This is a genomic window from Stenotrophomonas sp. PS02298 (assembly GCF_029959445.1).
GTDB lineage: Bacteria > Pseudomonadota > Gammaproteobacteria > Xanthomonadales > Xanthomonadaceae > Stenotrophomonas.
On the sequence record NZ_JASCOR010000036.1, the window covers coordinates 14,450 to 31,265 of the forward strand.

12 protein-coding genes and 1 tRNA gene are annotated in these 16,816 nt (G+C 57.1%); 7 read left to right on the forward strand and 6 right to left on the reverse strand.

Annotated elements, in window-relative coordinates; genetic code table 11:
• Window position 1: 1 nt before the first annotated feature.
• The gene (gene pcnB, locus QMX78_RS07800) at window positions 2-1,384 is read right to left on the reverse strand and encodes a polynucleotide adenylyltransferase PcnB (protein WP_282268196.1); all 1,383 of its coding nucleotides are present in this window, start codon (window positions 1,382-1,384) and stop codon (window positions 2-4) included.
• Between the two features lie 41 nt (window positions 1,385-1,425).
• Here pcnB and QMX78_RS07805 point away from each other — a divergent pair.
• The 4 genes from QMX78_RS07805 (at window position 1,426) to QMX78_RS07820 (ending at window position 4,514) form a co-directional block, all read left to right on the forward strand.
• Window positions 1,426-1,500, forward strand: a tRNA-Glu gene (locus QMX78_RS07805).
• Between the two features lie 181 nt (window positions 1,501-1,681).
• On the forward strand, window positions 1,682-2,005 hold the full coding sequence (gene fdxA / locus QMX78_RS07810; protein WP_282268190.1) for a ferredoxin FdxA: 324 nt from the start codon (window positions 1,682-1,684) through the stop codon (window positions 2,003-2,005).
• A gap of 245 nt (window positions 2,006-2,250) precedes the next feature.
• On the forward strand, window positions 2,251-3,450 hold the full coding sequence (locus QMX78_RS07815) for a site-specific integrase (RefSeq protein WP_004883034.1): 1,200 nt from the start codon (window positions 2,251-2,253) through the stop codon (window positions 3,448-3,450).
• Window positions 3,447-4,514, forward strand: coding sequence for a PDDEXK nuclease domain-containing protein (locus QMX78_RS07820; RefSeq protein ID WP_004883035.1), 1,068 nt, complete (start codon window positions 3,447-3,449; stop codon window positions 4,512-4,514). Before QMX78_RS07815 ends, QMX78_RS07820 begins: the two co-directional genes overlap by 4 nt.
• Window positions 4,515-4,753: 239 nt before the next feature.
• Here the strand turns inward: QMX78_RS07820 and QMX78_RS07825 are convergent, their stop codons facing one another.
• The 5 genes from QMX78_RS07825 to QMX78_RS07845 form a co-directional block, all read right to left on the reverse strand.
• Window positions 4,754-6,001, reverse strand: a complete 1,248-nt coding sequence (locus QMX78_RS07825) for a hypothetical protein (RefSeq protein WP_004883036.1) — start codon at window positions 5,999-6,001, stop codon at window positions 4,754-4,756.
• Between the two features lie 288 nt (window positions 6,002-6,289).
• Complete coding sequence (locus QMX78_RS07830; protein ID WP_004883039.1) at window positions 6,290-8,089, reverse strand: ATP-dependent helicase; 1,800 nt, start codon at window positions 8,087-8,089, stop codon at window positions 6,290-6,292.
• Window positions 8,090-8,091: 2 nt separating this feature from the next.
• Window positions 8,092-10,230 (reverse strand): AAA family ATPase, encoded by a 2,139-nt coding sequence (locus tag QMX78_RS07835; RefSeq protein ID WP_004883041.1) that lies wholly within the window; start codon window positions 10,228-10,230, stop codon window positions 8,092-8,094.
• 105 nt (window positions 10,231-10,335) lie between these two features.
• The gene (locus tag QMX78_RS07840) at window positions 10,336-11,745 is read right to left on the reverse strand and encodes a Shedu immune nuclease family protein (protein ID WP_004883043.1); all 1,410 of its coding nucleotides are present in this window, start codon (window positions 11,743-11,745) and stop codon (window positions 10,336-10,338) included.
• A gap of 61 nt (window positions 11,746-11,806) precedes the next feature.
• A complete protein-coding gene (locus tag QMX78_RS07845) occupies window positions 11,807-12,010 on the reverse strand; it encodes a type II toxin-antitoxin system RelB/DinJ family antitoxin (RefSeq protein WP_343239202.1) in 204 nt (67 codons plus the stop codon).
• 92 nt (window positions 12,011-12,102) lie between these two features.
• On the opposite strand from QMX78_RS07845, the gene QMX78_RS07850 reads away from it, so the two are divergent.
• The 3 genes from QMX78_RS07850 (at window position 12,103) to QMX78_RS07860 (ending at window position 16,738) form a co-directional block, all read left to right on the forward strand.
• Complete coding sequence (locus tag QMX78_RS07850; RefSeq protein ID WP_282268193.1) at window positions 12,103-13,098, forward strand: IS481 family transposase; 996 nt, start codon at window positions 12,103-12,105, stop codon at window positions 13,096-13,098.
• 662 nt (window positions 13,099-13,760) lie between these two features.
• Window positions 13,761-14,591 (forward strand): DUF932 domain-containing protein, encoded by an 831-nt coding sequence (locus tag QMX78_RS07855; RefSeq protein ID WP_004883049.1) that lies wholly within the window; start codon window positions 13,761-13,763, stop codon window positions 14,589-14,591.
• 80 nt (window positions 14,592-14,671) lie between these two features.
• The gene (locus QMX78_RS07860) at window positions 14,672-16,738 is read left to right on the forward strand and encodes a ParB/RepB/Spo0J family partition protein (protein WP_004883050.1); all 2,067 of its coding nucleotides are present in this window, start codon (window positions 14,672-14,674) and stop codon (window positions 16,736-16,738) included.
• Window positions 16,739-16,816 lie beyond the last annotated feature (78 nt).

The window sequence follows — 16,816 nt, forward strand, 5'->3', positions numbered from 1 at the left end:
CTTACTCGCCCGCGGTCGCGCTGCCACCGCCGCTACGGCGACGACGGCGACGACGACGCGGCGCCGTGCCCTCCTCCGCCTCGCCATCGGTATGCACTGAATCCAGCCCGGCGCCCACTGCGTGCCCGGCCTCGGCCTGGGCCTCGCGCCAGAACGCGATGTCTTCCTGGTGCTCGCTGGAAGCAGCCTGGCGCAGGGCCAGGAAATCGAACGCAGCGCGGAAGCGCGGATGGCTCAAGGTGCGTAGCACGCGCTTGCGCTGACGGGTACTGAAACGCGACTGCAGCAGCCAGATTTCCTGCATCGGCAGCGAGAAGCGGCGCGGCAGGGCAATCGTGCTCAGCTGATGCAGGGTCACCCGGTCGGCGGCACGGCGTTGCGCCTCTTCTGGCGCCAGACCCTGCTTCTGCAGGCCGATCAGCGCGCGGCAGAAGGCAGGCCACAGCAGCAGCGCGAACAGGAAGGCCGGCGACACCGGCTCTTCGTTGGCGACCCGTTCGTCGGTATTGCGCAGGCCTTCGATCAGGATGCGGCGCAAGGCGCCAGTGCGGTTGCTCTTCAGCGCGGCAGCGCTTTCCGGGAACAGCACGGCCAGCAGACCGTAGCGCTCCAGGCCTTCAAAGCTGGCCACGCCATGCCCGGACAGGAACAGCTTGAGCACTTCTTCGAACAGACGGGCCGGCGCAGCCTCACCCAGCAAGGAAGCAAGCCGCGGAATCGGCTCGGCGGTAGCTGCTTCGATCTCGAAGTTGAGCTTGGCCGCCAGCCGCACCGCGCGCAGCATGCGCACCGGGTCTTCACGGTAGCGCTGCTCCGGATCGCCGATCAGCTTCATCCGGCGCTCCAGCACATCTTCAAAGCCGCCGGTGTAGTCACGCACCGAGAAATCCTCGATGGCGTAATACAGCGCGTTGCAGGTGAAGTCGCGGCGGACCGCATCGTCCTCGATGGTGCCGTAGACGTTGTCACGGACCAGCATGCCGTTCTCGACCTCGCGGTCGCCGCTGCCGTCATCGCTGTTGGCACGGAACGTGGCTACTTCGATGATCTCGCGGCCGAACACCACATGGGCGAGGCGGAAGCGGCGGCCAATCAGGCGGCAATTGCGGAACAGCTGCTTGACCTGCTCCGGCGTGGCATCGGTGGCCACGTCGAAATCCTTGGGGCGTCCACCTACCAGCAGATCGCGCACCGCGCCACCAACAAGATAGGCGCCGAAGCCGGATTCGCGCAGACGGTAGAGCACCCGCAGCGCATTGGGACTGATATCCCGGCGCGAGATGGTGTGCTGGTCGCGCGGGATCACGCGGACGGTGAACGGCGTTGTAACTATGGAATTGATGTTGGCGCTTCCAGTTGGGTTTACGGGATTGCCGAGCGGCAACCAGATGCATATACTAGCGCGCTCGCCAGACGCGACCAAACGCTCCCTTCGTCTAGTGGTTAGGACGTGGCCCTCTCAAGGCTAAAACAGGGGTTCGAGTCCCCTAGGGAGCGCCAACTCCGTCTGCGAATGCAAAAGCCCCGCCCTGCGGGGTTTTTTGCTTTTTACACCTGCCAGCGCCCCAGGGCCCTGGCTCCGGCACGTTTCCTTGCGCCTGCAGTCCTGGCCAATGAGAATGCCCCCGCCCAGCCCCTGCATCCTGATCTAGAATTGCAGGGTTCAAAGCCGGACCCCACCATGCCTTTTGTCGTTACCGAAAACTGCATCAAGTGCAAACACACCGATTGCGTCGAAGTCTGCCCCGTGGATTGCTTCCACGAAGGCCCCAACTTCCTCGTGATCGACCCTGATGAATGCATCGACTGCACGCTGTGCGAGCCCGAATGCCCGGTCAACGCGATCTTCCCGGAAGATGACGTCCCCGCTGGCCAGGAAGGTTATGTCGCGCTCAATGCCGAGCTGGCCAAGGCCTGGCCGGTGCTGACCATCCGCAAGGACCCGCCGGCCGATGCGGCCGAATGGGACGGCAAGCCAGACAAGCTGAAGCTGCTGGAACGCTGAGCCGCCGCATAGCCAGCCCAACAGCCAGCCAATGAAAAGGGCGCCCGCTTACGCAGGCGCCCTTTTTTATTTCACCATGACTCCAGCACCGAAATTCGCTGGACTACGCTACAGCCCGATACAGCAGGTTTATCAATGACTTAAGCGAGTTCAACATATGCCGGTGCTTTCCGAAACCTGACCTGACTTCCGACCGCCTGACTCCTATCCGGCCCTTGGAATCCAGGTCTTTCCAAGGAGTCATCATGGCTAAGATCAAACTCACTAAGTCCGCTGTCGATGCGGCGCAACCCCAGGCAGAGGCCGTCGAACTCCGGGACACGCTGGTCCCCGGCTTCCTGTGCAAGATTACCCCGGCGGGTCGCAAGGTGTTCATGCTCCAGTACCGGACGAACGCTGGCGAGCGCCGCAAGCCCTCGCTAGGACTGTACGGGGAGCTGACCGTCGAACAGGCGCGGTCGCTGGCGCAGGAATGGCTGGCCCAAGTCCGCCGAGGCGGAGATCCCGCCGCAGAGAAGGCGGAGGCGCGCCAGGCACCTACGGTCAAGGAGCTATGCACGAAGTTCATGGAGGACTACTCCAAGAAGCGCAACAAGCTCAGCACCCAAGCCGGCTATCAGGCTGTCATCAATCGCAACATTATTCCGCTGCTGGGACGCAAGAAAGTTCAGGACGTGAAGCGTCCTGAAATCGCCGGACTGATGGAAAAGCTTTCGTACAAGCAGACCGAGGCGAACAAGGTATTCAGCGTCTTGCGCAAGATGTTCAACATGGCCGAGGTATGGGGCTATCGGCCCGACGGTACCAACCCTTGCCGTCACGTCCCGATGTTCCCTGCCGGCAAATCGACTCACCTCATCAGCGACGAAGAAATGGGCAACCTGTTCCGACAGCTCGACAAGATCGAGTCGGAGGGGCTGGAGAACTACGTCATCCCTTTGGGAATCCGCCTGCAGTTCGAGTTCGCCGGCCGCCGCTCGGAAATCATCGCGCTGGAATGGAACTGGGTTGACTTGCAGAACCGGCGCGTCGTCTGGCCTGACAGCAAGACAGGCGGCATGTCTAAGCCCATGAGCGAGGAAGCCTATCGGCTACTCTCGACGGCACCCCGGCAGGAGGGTAGCCGCTATGTGCTGCCTTCTCCTAGCCACGCTGGCAAGCATCTAACCACGGGCGAGTATTACGGTGGCTGGAGCCGTGCGCTCAAGGCGGCTGGCGCTACGCACGTGGGCACGCACGGCATCCGCCACCGTTCGGCGACCGACATTGCCAATTCGGGCATCCCGGTCAAGGTCGGCATGGCGCTAACGGCGCACAAGACCGTCGTCATGTTCATGCGCTACGTCCACACCGAGGATAAGCCGGTGCGAGAGGCGGCCGAACTGGTGGCGAATCGGCGTAAGACGATCACCGGGATGCAGGGAGCCAAGGAGGTGGCCGCATGACCCGGCGCAAGGCATCCGTCTCAGCGCCAGCAGCGCCGCCCGCGCTGCTGGGCGACATCCGGGCACTGATCGAAGCGTCGCGCCAGCGCGTCGCCTCGGCGGTCAATGCCGAGCTGACATTGCTGTTCTGGCGCATTGGCCAGCGCATCCATACGGAAGTGCTTGCCGGGCAGCGGGCCGGGTACGGCGACGAAATCCTGCCGACCCTGGCGGCGCAGCTTGTCCGCGACTACGGACGTAGCTTCGCGGACAAGAACCTGCGCCGGATGGTGCAGTTCGCCGCCACCTTCTCGGACGAGCCAATTGTCGTGACGCTGTCACGACAATTGAGCTGGTCGCATTTCGTGGCGCTGCTGCCGCTAAAAGACCCGCTCCAGCGGGACTACTACGTGCAAATGGCCAGCGCCGAACGCTGGAGCGTGCGGACGCTACGCGAGCGCATCGACTCGATGCTATACGAGCGCACGGCGCTGTCCAAGAAGCCGGACGAGACGATCACGCAAGAGCTGGCGGCGATGCGCGATGCGCAGCGCATGTCGCCGGCGCTGGTCATGCGCGACCCGTACATCCTCGACTTCCTGGGCCTGCGCGATACCTGGCAGGAAGGCGACCTGGAAGCCGCGATCATCCGCGAAATGGAGTCTTTTTTGCTGGAGTTGGGCGCGGGCTTCTCTTTCCTAGCCCGGCAGAAACGCATCCAGATCGACGACGAGGATTTCCACCTGGACCTGCTGTTCTATAACCGCAAGCTGCGGCGGCTGGTGGCGGTGGAGTTGAAGATCGGCGAGTTCAAGGCAGCATACAAGGGGCAGATGGAGCTTTATTTGCGTTGGCTCGACAAGCACGAACGCGAACCGGAGGAAGCCTCGCCGCTGGGCATCATTCTTTGTACCGGCAAGAAGTCAGAGCAGATCGAGTTGCTGGAGCTGGACAAGTCGGGCATCCACGTAGCCGAATACCTGACGACCCTGCCGCCGCGTGCGGTGCTGGGGGAGCGGTTGCAGCAGGCGACCGAACGGGCGCGGTTGCAGATCGAGCAGCGGCAGCCTGGCGAGAAGTCCTGACAGCAGCATCTGTCCAACCGTACACCCAAACCACAGCACGAGCATGTGGCAACGGATCTCTTGCTCTATCGAGGCTCCATGCTAGTGTGGAATCGCCATAGGCCGATAAGGAACTGGCCTGCGGCTCAAGGATGCGCTGGGGCTAGTGGGCGCGAGCGCCCAATCACATGATTATCGCGGGCAGCAGCGCCATGTTCTATGCCGATCGCTGTTTTAATTAAATATCTCAAACTATAAAGTCAGTTAATTTTTTCAAAATATTCACGAATCAAGTCATCATTTTTTAAATACGAATCGAGAACCTGAAACAGAAAAAGATCCCCGCTAATATTTATATCAAACGGGATCATTGAGTTATCTATTTTGAATGTCTTTATTTTTCTATGCCCCTTGATGTTGGCATTGCTCAATCTTTCTTGATAGCTATCCAACGTATATACGATAAATTCGTGATCCAAGTGAGTTATAAAAAAATCATCGCCTTTTGAACTGTATTCAAGATGGATGACTTGCGTTACGACGTCGTCGCCTGCCACCTCAAAGTCCTCCATCAATTCTTCAAAAGTCAAACTTAGCTTCTCTGCGTCATGGTGAATCCATAGATTGTTCTCATATTTATCGGTGGAGTAGAACTTTGACAATCTAGGAAGGGAAGATATTTTCAATCGCAACGGAGCGCCAAACTCCATCTCCTCCATTGCAGGGACATAATCGGAGACGTAATCAATCCTGAATGCTATTTCGGACAGCATTCCTTTTTCAATGAGTTCCTCGATAGAGGTAAGCAGCTTCCTCGGAACTTTTATCCAGAAGTGTCGCCCTATGCGTTCATCGCGTATTGTCTGACTATCCTTGTCGTTGAATATCTGAATATTCTCGTTCAGGCTGACAAGACTATATTTAGAGAACTGAGCATCTTCCTTTCTTATGTCAATTCCAATTTTCTCGTACTCACGTTCAACTACCTTGGAATATTTTAGCTCCAGCATCTCAGCCCTCCCCATGATTGATTGGTGCTTGGAATAAAAAATGCAGCCAATGCGATAATTTGCGTAATTTTCTTTTATGTACGAAACACCATCTTCGTCATGGATATGCTTGTAGGAATTGTTGAGAATTTCTAGCGATCCCGGATACTCGTTGAGATAATTATTTAAGTAGTCCATTAAATGCTGGATTGTCTTTATAGCCAATCGCTTGTCCACTAGATCAAGCTGTGGCCCATAAAACTTGGCTGCGTTTGGATGGTCGCGTTTGGCTTCAAATTCTTTCAGAATGGCCGCCTTTTCATTCATGCAGCCCTCCGTATAAGCACGCATTACGTCTGCCTGAAAGCTCTCATTTGCCAGAGAGGTTTGGATGAGGGGAAGCAATTTCTTGACAAAGATCGGGTCTTTATTAAGAAAGACGTAGCAAAATTTCCCAAAGCTGAATAACGCGATTTTTTCCGAAGAAAATTCATTGATTTCTTCAAAGATATTTTTCATATTTTTTACTCAACTCGCCGTAGTCCAAATAGTAAGCGACGGAACCTTGAGCGTCTCCACTTTGTGGATCGCGCTGCTCCACGTTCGCTATTCGCTCATCCCTGACGGGACTGGCATTCGCCAGCCCTCCACGGCCCGACACTGTGATCCGGGCCTGCGCGCTCCGCTTGCATGTTGAGCTGGCGACAGCAGGGCATGCAGAGCGAGCCGCGCGCAGATGATTCAGCCAAACGCTAAACAAAGCTGTAGGGCATCCCATAGAGAGCGCGGTTGCGCTACTCGTGATTTCTATGGAATTTGATCGTATCCAAAACTGCATGAGGCAAGCTTGCGAGTTACTTGATACTCTTCGCCAGAATACTGGCGAACTCGACCTCGTTCCGAAACAAGGTGCAGGTTCTTCCTTGCCCGCGAACCAATGACATACAGCAATTTCATCGCGCTTTCTTGACCGTTCGGATCATTGAAATGCGGCACCATATCTTCTAATAATGCATAAGCGATCACTGCATCGAACTCGGCTCCCTTGACGCCGTGTATCGTCGAGATGGTGATTCCAGTCCTATGCTGAAATACCTTCCTGAATGTCTCAATATCGCCTATAAATTCGCTACCTTCACTCTTCAATCGATTTACCCGGGCTTGCGAACTATCGAAGAAGGCAACGTGATGCTCTTGAAGCAGCGTGAAAAGGCGAAAGTCGATTGCTAAGTTTGCAAACAGACGCTCGAAAAATGCGCTCAAGTAGGTAAGACCATCTGTTTCATCGATCTTAATTGCATTGCACTCCCTCAACAAGGACCTCCGCGTGAGCTTCGACACGCTAGCCCCGGCCGCCTCTAGGTCATTCAGAATCTCCCCGGCCCACCGCAGTCTGCGCACATACATTCCCGGCGATGCCTGAGTAAGTGCAATCTTAGAAAGCCTGTACCAGAAATTCTCAGTGTCCCGTGCAAAGGGAACCATACCGGGGCCATCGAATGAGTACTCCGGCATGCTGGCGACCAAACGACGTGTCATGCTTGCAAGATGCGTCCACTGTGGCGCGAGAATGCACACCTCGTGAGGTGAGATGCCCATAGTCTCAATGTTGAAACGGATGAGCCGGATGAGCTCAGCGTCCAGATCATTTTTGCTCACTGTGTCGTCGAATGAAATAAGGCTTGGGTACGCCTTGTCCTCGGATGCGGCTTCGATGCGTGTGTTGTGAACGTTGTAGTTTCCGAAGTACTCAATGATGCGCTCAGAAGAACGGTAGTTCCGCGACAGTTCGAGTTCGTCCAAATCGATATTGGCCATCGCCTTGAAATCCTCGAAGGCAATCGGATATCCGCCAAGCGATTGATAAATCGCCTGGTTAGGATCTCCGACAATAAAGGCCTTGGTCGCACCTTGACCAGCTTTCAGAATGGCGGTGATGATCGAATACTGAATTCGTTTGGTGTCCTGATACTCGTCGATCAGCACGAAAGAGAACAACTGTGCCAGAAGAGTGCTGATCGCAGGATGACGTGCGATCAGTTGGTACGCATAGTAAAGAATGAGCTCAAAGTCTAGCTGCCGACTTTCGTGCAGAATCTCAAAATACTTGCCCAATATGACGTGAAGACCCGAATGCTTCCAATCTTGTGGGCAGGAGAGCACATATCCAGTTTCGGTGTAATAAAACTCACAATCCCAGAATGTTATTTTTGGCTTCTGGTAAGGCTTGCACAATGCCTCCAGGATTTTCTCGCGCTCATGCTGATCGATCACACGGAAGCCTCGATCCAACGCTTCGTGATAGATGCCGTACGGTTTCAATATCCATTCAAGACAGAACGAATGTATCGTTCCTATCCATAATCGGGATGTATCCACCCCAAGGCTCTCAATGCGCTCGTGGATTTCGTCGGCGGCACGGTGCGTATAAGTGATGGCAACGACAAACTGCTTGTTCGATTTCAGCCTGGACAACTCATAGGCGATTTTGTAGGTGAGCGTGCGCGTTTTCCCGCTGCCCGGGCAAGCGATGAGAAAGACGCTCCCTGGCTTCAGAATGGCTGCTTCCTGCTCGGGATTCAGATCATCTTTGTTCCACATGAACATGATCAGAACACCGCGAGTACATCGTTGATGCGATCATCTGGGAACGTGGCAAGCATCTCGTTTCGGATGCCGACGAAGTCGATGTCTCCATTTCGGAAGGCCAGCAGCTTGGCCCTAAAGTCGTCGAATACGGCAGACGCAGTGAAGATATCTTCTGCATCGATGTAGTTCACGCGGTAGCTCAGCACGTTAAACCAGACTTCCTTAGTGACCACCGGATGCGCAAAAGCGATGGCGTCCAAGATGTACTTCGGAATGGCGGTCTGCGGATCGATCTTCTTTCCCAGCAAGATGGCAAACCATCCCTTGCCGTAGTTGTCCGCCATGGTCAATGCGCGCTGACCGAACAACGCGATGTCCGCTGATTCGAGCTCCGCCTTGGCCGTCGCGATGGTTGGTGCATCCTTGTAGACATCAGGAAGGATGCCGACCACCTTACGCGCATTGCCGGCGGCAATGAAGTCGACCTCGAAGGTATGGGGGGCAAAGAATGGAGAAACCCACCCGTTATCTTTGAAGGTGTCTTCCAATAACGCTTTCCTGGCGACCCCTTTTTCCTGGGATGCCTGATACTTGCCCTTGCGCCGGAGCAGCCCTTCGGAGTCTCCCGCCGCCGGCGTTGTGTCAATGATGGACTTGTCAAGGTCGGTGACGATGCTGCACCGCTTCCGGATTCGGGCATCATCGAAAAGAACCGCGACGTTCTGAAATCCAGTGCTGCGGATATTAATTAAACTGATGCCGAGTTCATCAAGGCTGACGCCTAGCACGTTCTTGATCAGGATCGGAACGAGAATTTCTTCTGCATCGCCCTCCACTAAGAGGACGCTCTTGGCAAACAACAAGTTGCTACGGACAGCATCCAGGTAGCGTTGAATGTTGCCGATCTCTTCTGGGTTTAGGCCAATTGCAGGCTGGTATGCCTCGCAACGATCACCTTCTCTGCCGAGGATGTTCACGTTCTGAACATTGCTGACCTCAGAGATGTGCGTCGAATGGGTCGAATAAATGATCTGTGTGTCGTCGTATTTGAGCTTGTCGAACAGTGTTTTCTGGATATGTGTGTGAATGTGAGCTTCCGGCTCTTCGATAAGCAGAAAGTTGGCGATCGACTGTTTAGCCTTTTGATACTTGAATTCAAGCAGTTTCAACGTGAGGAATATCAGGTTTGCTCCACCAAGGCTCAGCTCGTGGATCGGTCCTTCGTGGCTCTCCCCCGATTCGCCAACGAACAGCTTGAGCGACTGGAACAACTTGTCAGCTTCGTCTGGCAGATCCGACTTGATAGAAAGAGAAGACGGCGAATACGCCTCACCCGCCGCATCCTTGATGGTGTCTCTGATATCCGTCCGGACGACCTGCACGTCTGGCAACGCTTCGATGGAGTCATTCAATGCCTTTACCCCGTCGGTGATAGCCTGGAACGCCACGGGGTCGATATCGCCGCTCTTGCCCTTCAGAAGCGAAAAGAGCGGATTTGTCCGGTTGTTGTGAAATTCGGAGACGACGTCCCGTAGCGCCTGGACGAAAGTGAACGAAATTTCTTTGGAGACGGACAGCACGTTCGGAATCTTCGCGCCGATAACACGAAATTCAACCTCTTCATTGAATCGAACATTCGCGAAGTCGCCGACCACATCCTTATAGAAGGCCTCGTCGTTGAAGTCGGCTTCACTCCGACCTGTGAAAATCGTTTCATAGTCGTCGATGGTGACCGGGTTCAGGATAGCGTCGAGGCCTGCCTGATCACCATCGTTCAATTGAGAAAGTCGCAGCCTGATTTCCTTCTTCGGACGAAAGATCAGGTTGTAAGTGGCCTTGCCGTTCGCCTCTTCCTCAATTACGCCCGTCCCATGTCGGAAGAGCGCCTGCACTGATTCATCCGCAGAGATTTCCTCAAACTCAAGACTGATGATGATCCAATGTCCCTGCCAGCGCCCTAGGCCGCGATGAAAGTCGGTATGCTCCAGCCGGTAGGCAGAGCGAATCATGTTGTCATCAAGCAGCAATCTGATTGCGCGAAAGAGATTGGTTTTGCCAGATCCATTTTCGCCGATGACAGTGTTGATACCCTTCTGGAACAGCAGCTTCGTGTTGGGAAAGTTCCGGTAGTTGACCAGGCTGAGCTTGGATATATGCATTTGATTCAATCTTGTTGTTGAAATCCACATGCCGATCGGCCGATGGATTGGTTGAACACTGCAGCCATTGATCCCAACTACGGAATGGCCAACTGTCAGTTGGTTTTAGAACGGCACCGTGTCTAAGGTAGGAATCGGTTGGAGCGCATTTTTAATCTCGGTTAGCCTTGCAAGTAGTTCATCGAAAGTCACGATCACGATCTCTGCGAACGCATTTCGAACGAGCTCGAATGACTTTCTTTGCTGATGCTCTTGTGGCGTCATGCCAGCGACAACTATGCAGCGAACCGCATAGCTGTGGAGGTCGTATCGGTTCATGTTATTTTTTATGACGGGTAGTTCACTCTGCAATTTGAAACGCTGATCTAGAATTTGAGCAATCGCTCCACCCAATTCTGTCGATGGGCCAAAAACATCATCTCCACGATAGGGAGATTTTCCTAGCAGTTCGGTTTGCGGCTTTTTTATCTCAATGAGGCCAAGATTGCCCGTGGAAGCGGATGCGTATAGAAAATCTGAAAATTTTCCGCCGGACCCGTTAAGTCGCTTGCCACCTGCATAAGCTTGCCCCTGAACCAGCATGGCTGGAACGGCAAATGCAAGACTAAGTATGAAAGGATTTTCCAGAAAGAAGCTTTGCCACTTGCTTTCCGTCAGTCCTTTTCCAAGCATTTCCTGGTATCGCTCAATCAGTTGATTCAGTGTGATGAGCTCAATATCATTCTTTAATGCCAGCAGCGAGCGCGGCTCAGATTCCGCCAGTGCTTCTATATTGTCTTGAACCATGCGAACAGCGGCGCGCCGATCACGCTTGGAAAGCGTCACATGCTGCCGCCCACCATCGGTCATTTCCGTTAGTGCATCAGGTCTTACGCTCTTCTTTAGAGCGGGAAATTGTGCTGAATCGGCAGCATGTAATAAGGTCTGGTAGACATGAAATTGCTTGTCCTTGCGCGCGTCTCTCTGGTGGCGAGAGGCTATGCGATTTAATTCTTTTCTTAATTCATGAAATCTTCTTATTCCGAGAATAAAGAATGGCGAATCAATTTTCGCGTCATTTCCTTTGTGGACAATGAGTATGCTTACGTTTTCTAAGCTGGCGGCTGTTTCGCAAATTTGCCGATATTCCCACAGAAGCCCCAAACCGAATCGAAAATCTTTGGCAAACCCATCCGGCAACTGCTCAAGAAGCCCAACGACATCGTCAGTAGTCTCTGGCAGTATGTAGGGCTCGATAACAGGCCGAGCGACGACGATGCGTTCAAGGGTGCCGTATTTAGGTTGCAGGTAATCGTCGCGATCTTCTCGAATATTAAGAGGCCAAATGGTCAATCTGTCTGGACACACATTGAGCAGTCTCGCTATTGGCGAATCCGGCTTGCGCTCCGCTGCGGGAATATCAGTGAAGAAAACGTTAATGCCTTCCTCTTCCGGTTCGGCTGCTTCAATGACAAGGAAGGGGCCGCCGTCCAAACGCTCACGTTGATTGAATGCTGAAGGTCTGATAGATGCCATGAACTATTCTTGATCCCTACTGTTCAGAGAAACGATTTGCGGGCCTTGCCTCAGCGCAACCTTATGGTGCCTTCCGATCAGAATCGGACGACACACGATTGATGTCAAAGGGGAGTGCCTTATCTGCCGCGATTCGGGTCAGCAGCATCCGAATCGCATCCGAAATTGATAACCCCATTTCAGCCAGAACAACAGTTGCGGCTTCTTTAATCTGCCCGTCAATCCGGGCACGAACGACGTCGTTACTTGTCGCATCCCGGACGATTGCATAGACTCTAAACGCTATCCCCTCTTCATGGCCAGAGCGGTCCTGCAAGAGTTGATAGAGTCCTTGCAATCTACCCAGGGAGTAAAGCCATGTTGATTGCCCTGCACAAGAACGCCCGCACCACGCCCGCCGTGCGTGCCGAGATCGCAGCCAGCAACGAGCCAGCCAACGTCCTGGCCCTGCGCTTCGGGATCACTGAGCAGACGGTCTACAAATGGAAGAAGCGCGATGTTTTTGCAGACCGCTCGCATACGGCCCATCACCTGCAGACCGTGCTCACGCCTGCGCAAGAGACCGTGGTGCTCCACCTCAGGCGTACCCTGCTGCTGCCCCTGGATGACCTGCTGGCGGTCACGCGCGAGTTCATTTGCCCCCATGTCTCACGCTCTGGCTTGGACCGCTGTCTGCGCCGCCATGGCGCGGGCAACCTCAACGCCCTCAAACCCCAGGAGCCTGCGGTAGCACACAAGGCCTTCAAGAGCTACGAGCCTGGCTATGTGCACATGGATGTGAAGTACCTGCCCCAGATGCAGGACGAGAGCAGCAGGCGCTATCTGTTCGTGGCCATTGATCGGGCTACGCGCTGGGTGTTTGTGCAGCTCAAGACCAACAAGACGGCCGCCAGTGCGCAAGCCTTCCTGAAGGCATTGCACAAGGCCTGTCCACTCAGGATCACCAAGCTGCTGACCGACAACGGCAAGGAGTTCACAGACCGCCTGTTTGCCAGCCGGGAACGCGAACCCAGCGGCAACCATGAGTTCGATCAACTGTGCCAGGAGCTGGGCATAGAGCACCGGCTGACCAAGCCCAGAACACCGAGAACCAACGGTATGGTGGAGCGGTTCAATGGGCGTATTGCAGACGTCCTGAAGACCCACAGGTTCAACAGCCGCGAGGACATGGAGCAAACCTTGTTGCGCTATGTGGCCCTGTACAACCACCAGTTGCCGCAATCAGCGCTCAAGAGCAGTACGCCCATGCAGGCCATGAAACAGTGGTATCAGTCGCACCCGCATCTGTTTAACAAGCGACCATATGATCGTCCGGGATGCGACAGTTACTTGCCATTGTTGCGCTCACAATAGATGTAGCTACATTGTGGCTCATAAGTACTATTGCGTCACTTACATTTTGTTGTGAACAGTAGAGCATCCCGGCGTGCCGCCGTCGGGCTCGCGGGCGTTGCCCCGCGCCTCGTGCCGAGTCGCGGCCATGCGGCTTTGATCCCTGATGCCTCCGGCCGTCTCTTCGCTCCTGGCCTGCGCGCGGCGCTTGCCCTCCAGGGGATCGGCTGGACAGCCCATCCCCGCCGCGCCTTGCTTGGCGCCCCTCGCATGCACCGAACAGGTTGCACCTGATCGACCAACAGCCATCCAGCTAGGCGTGCCGCTGGCACGCAGGGGCGCTCGCCGCGCGGCGTTGGTTTCAGCGCACCCCCTGGCCCATTGGCCGCTGTTCGTCTTTCCCCAAGTTCATCGCTTTTTCCCGCGACCGTAGCCCGCGGTGCCTGGCCGTCAAGGCGCGCAGGGCCGAGTCCTCGCTGCGCTGCGGGCCGCACCAACCCTGCGCTTCTCCCTTGACGGCCAGTCCCTCGCTGGCCCGGTTTTTCGCGGGCGATGAACTCAGGAAAGACGGCGGCAAACAGGACCGGCCCAGGTCTCTGCGCCGAACCAACCGAAGCCACAACGGGCTCCGAATCTTGGAATCCGGTCAGCTTTGAAACCACAGCAACTCATTGGAGAAAACCATGCAACTCGCATCTCGATTCGCTTCCCATTCCCCGACGCTGCGCAGTGACTACCCGCTGTCCGACGACCAAATCCGCCGCGTAGCCCCGTCCATCTTCGCGGAGGCCCCGCACGATAGCCGCTCCGAACGGTACGCCTACATTCCCACCGCCGCCGTGCTGGCGGAACTGCGCAAGGAAGGGTTTGAACCCTTCATGGCAGCGCAAACCCGCGTGCGGCACGACGACCGCCGCGACTACACCAAACACATGATTCGCCTGCGCCATGCCAGTCAGATCAACGGCGCGGAAGCCAATGAAATCGTGCTGCTGAACTCGCACGACGGCACCAGCAGCTATCAGATGCTGGCCGGAATGTTCCGGTTCGTTTGCAGCAATGGCCTTGTGTGCGGCGATACCGTGGCCGATGTGCGCGTGCCGCACAAGGGCGACGTGGCCGGTTCTGTCATCGAAGGCGCTTTCGAGGTGTTGAGCGGCTTCGAACGCGTGAAGGAATCCCGCGACCTGATGCGCGCTATCACGCTGGACGAAGGCGAAGCCGAAGTGTTCGCCCGTTCCGCGCTGGCCCTCAAGTACGACCCCACCGATAACAAGCCCGCGCCCATCACGGAAAGCCAAATCCTGATGCCGCGCCGGTTCGACGACCGCCGCCCGGACTTGTGGAGCGTGTTCAACCGCACCCAAGAAAACCTGACCAAAGGCGGATTGCATGGCCGCAGCGCCAACGGACGCCGCCAGCAGACCCGCCCCGTGCAGGGCATTGATTCCGATGTGCGCCTCAATCGCGCCCTCTGGATGTTGGCCGATGGCCTGCGCCAGTTGAAGGCCTGATTCCCCACGCGGCAGGGGCAGGCAGCAGCCCTTGCCGCTTTCTTCGCTGCTGCATCCCTGAACCGATAGGAGTTATCACCATGAACGCCATTACCCAAACCGAAGCCCGCGCCCTCAACACCGCCGCCGCTATCCCGCTGGAAGCCGCCGACCCGACCAAGAACCTGATTTTGGTTCCGCTGTCGCGGCTGGTGTCGCGTCCTGCTGGCCGCAACGTGCGCAAGACCCCGCGCATGTCCATTCCCGAACTCGCCGCGAGCATTCAGCGTGTCGGCCTGCTGCAAAACCTCATCGTCATTGCCGCCGCCGATGGCGAGCATTACGAAGTCGTGGCCGGTGGCCGCAGGCTGGCCGCGTTGAAGCTGCTGGCGAAGAAGCGCCGCATCAGCAAGGAATGGGAAGTGCCTTGCCTGTTGGTGGCCGATGGCACCGCCCGCACGGCCAGCCTCACCGAGAACGTGCAGCGCGAAGCCATGCACCCCGCCGACCAGTTCGAGGCATTCGCCGCGCTGGTGGCCGAAGGCCGACCCATCGAGGACATAGCCGCCGATTTCAGCGTCACGCCGCTGGTGGTGCAGCGCCGCTTGAAGCTGGCGAACGTCTCGCCCCGGCTGCTGGCCGACTACCGCGCCGAAGCCGTGACGCTCGATCAGTTGATGGCCCTTGCCATCACCGACGACCACGCCGCGCAGGAAACCGCGTTCTACGACGCGCCGACGTGGCAGCGCAACCCTTCCCAATTGCGCGACCGCCTCACCGAGCGCGAGATTGACGCATACCGGCATCCGCTGGTGCGTTTCGTGGGGCTGGATACCTACGGAGCCGCAGGCGGTGGTGTGCGCCGTGACCTGTTCGCGGAAGGTGACGCGGGCGTGTATCTGACCGATGCCGCGCTGCTGGAACGGCTGGCGCAAGACAAGCTGGCAGGTATCGCCGCCGAGGTGAAGGACGAAGGCTGGGCGTGGGTGGATGCCACCCCCGCCGTGACCCATGCCGACCTGCACGCCTTCCAGCGTGCGCCGAGGGAGCGCCGCGAACCGAACAAGCGCGAAGCGCAGCGCATCGAGAAGCTGCAAACCAAGATGCACGAACTGGCCGCCGCCGTGGATGACGCGCTTGATACCGAAGACGAGGAAAAGGCCGATGCCTTGCAGGAAGAAGGCGAAGCCGTGGGCGAGCAGTTGCAGGCGCTGGAAGATGGCTTGCAGGACTACGGCACGACCGTGAAGGCCGCAGCCGGTGCCATCGTCACCATCGACCGCAACGGGCAGGCAGTGATTCATCGCGGGTTGATGCGCGAGGCCGAGGCCAAGGCGCTGCGCACACTGGAACGCCTGCGCCAAGGTTTCGGCAGCGAAAGCGAAGCCGGGAACGACGACGAAGGCGAGGACGACGAGCAGCCCAAGACCGCCGCCATGTCCGACAAGCTGGCGCAGCGGTTGAGCGCCCACCGCACCGCCGCGCTGCAAATCGAAGTCGCCCGGCATCCGCAAGTGGCGCTGGCCGCGCTGGTGCATGGCATGGTGCAGACCGTCTTGCAGGGCAGCCACTACGGCCACGACTTGCCGCTGGGCGTGAGCCTGAAAGCGCAAGACCGGCTGGAAGGCATCGCCCCGGATATACCGGATTCGCCCGCCGCCGTGGCGCTGCGCGAGTTGCAGCAGGTAGCAGGCGAAGGCTTGCCGGAGGACAGCGCCGAACTGTTCGCCGTGCTGCTAGCGAAGTCGCAAGATGAACTGGTGCGGCTGCTGGCGATATCCGTGGCCGTCACGGTGGACGTGGTGACACCCCGCGCCACGCCGCAGCAACCGGGCGCGGAACTGGCGCAGGCTGTCGGCTTGGACATGGCCGCATGGTGGAAGCCCACCAATGAGGGTTATTTCCGGCATGTGCCGAAGGCCGCGATTCTGGAAGCCGTGGAGCAGTACGCCCCGGCGCACGTCACCCGGCTGGCGAAGTTGAAGAAGGCCGACATTGCCAGCGAAGCCGAGCGGCTGGCCGATGGCACCGGCTGGATGCCTGCCATCTTCAAGGCCGAAGGCACCGACGACACCACGGCGCAGGATGCGCCGCAGGCGGTGACGAACGACGAGCCGGAAGCCATCGACAACGACGACGAGCAGCAGGCCCACGCACTCGCCGCCTGACCTTCACCACCACCGAGCGCCCCGGTTTCGGCCGGGGCGCTTCGCTGTTCCATCAGCATCGGCCCCACGCCGTTACCC

Coding starts and splice junctions, on each gene's coding strand:
- QMX78_RS07855 (WP_004883049.1), top strand. CDS start 13,761: ATGCAACTCGCATCTCGATTCGCTTCCCATTCCCCGACGCTGCGCAGT.
- QMX78_RS07860 (WP_004883050.1), top strand. CDS start 14,672: ATGAACGCCATTACCCAAACCGAAGCCCGCGCCCTCAACACCGCCGCC.
- QMX78_RS07850 (WP_282268193.1), top strand. CDS start 12,103: ATGTTGATTGCCCTGCACAAGAACGCCCGCACCACGCCCGCCGTGCGT.
- QMX78_RS07825 (WP_004883036.1), bottom strand. CDS start 6,001: ATGAAAAATATCTTTGAAGAAATCAATGAATTTTCTTCGGAAAAAATC.
- QMX78_RS07840 (WP_004883043.1), bottom strand. CDS start 11,745: ATGGCATCTATCAGACCTTCAGCATTCAATCAACGTGAGCGTTTGGAC.
- QMX78_RS07815 (WP_004883034.1), top strand. CDS start 2,251: ATGGCTAAGATCAAACTCACTAAGTCCGCTGTCGATGCGGCGCAACCC.
- QMX78_RS07830 (WP_004883039.1), bottom strand. CDS start 8,089: ATGTTCATGTGGAACAAAGATGATCTGAATCCCGAGCAGGAAGCAGCC.
- fdxA (WP_282268190.1), top strand. CDS start 1,682: ATGCCTTTTGTCGTTACCGAAAACTGCATCAAGTGCAAACACACCGAT.
- QMX78_RS07835 (WP_004883041.1), bottom strand. CDS start 10,230: ATGCATATATCCAAGCTCAGCCTGGTCAACTACCGGAACTTTCCCAAC.
- QMX78_RS07820 (WP_004883035.1), top strand. CDS start 3,447: ATGACCCGGCGCAAGGCATCCGTCTCAGCGCCAGCAGCGCCGCCCGCG.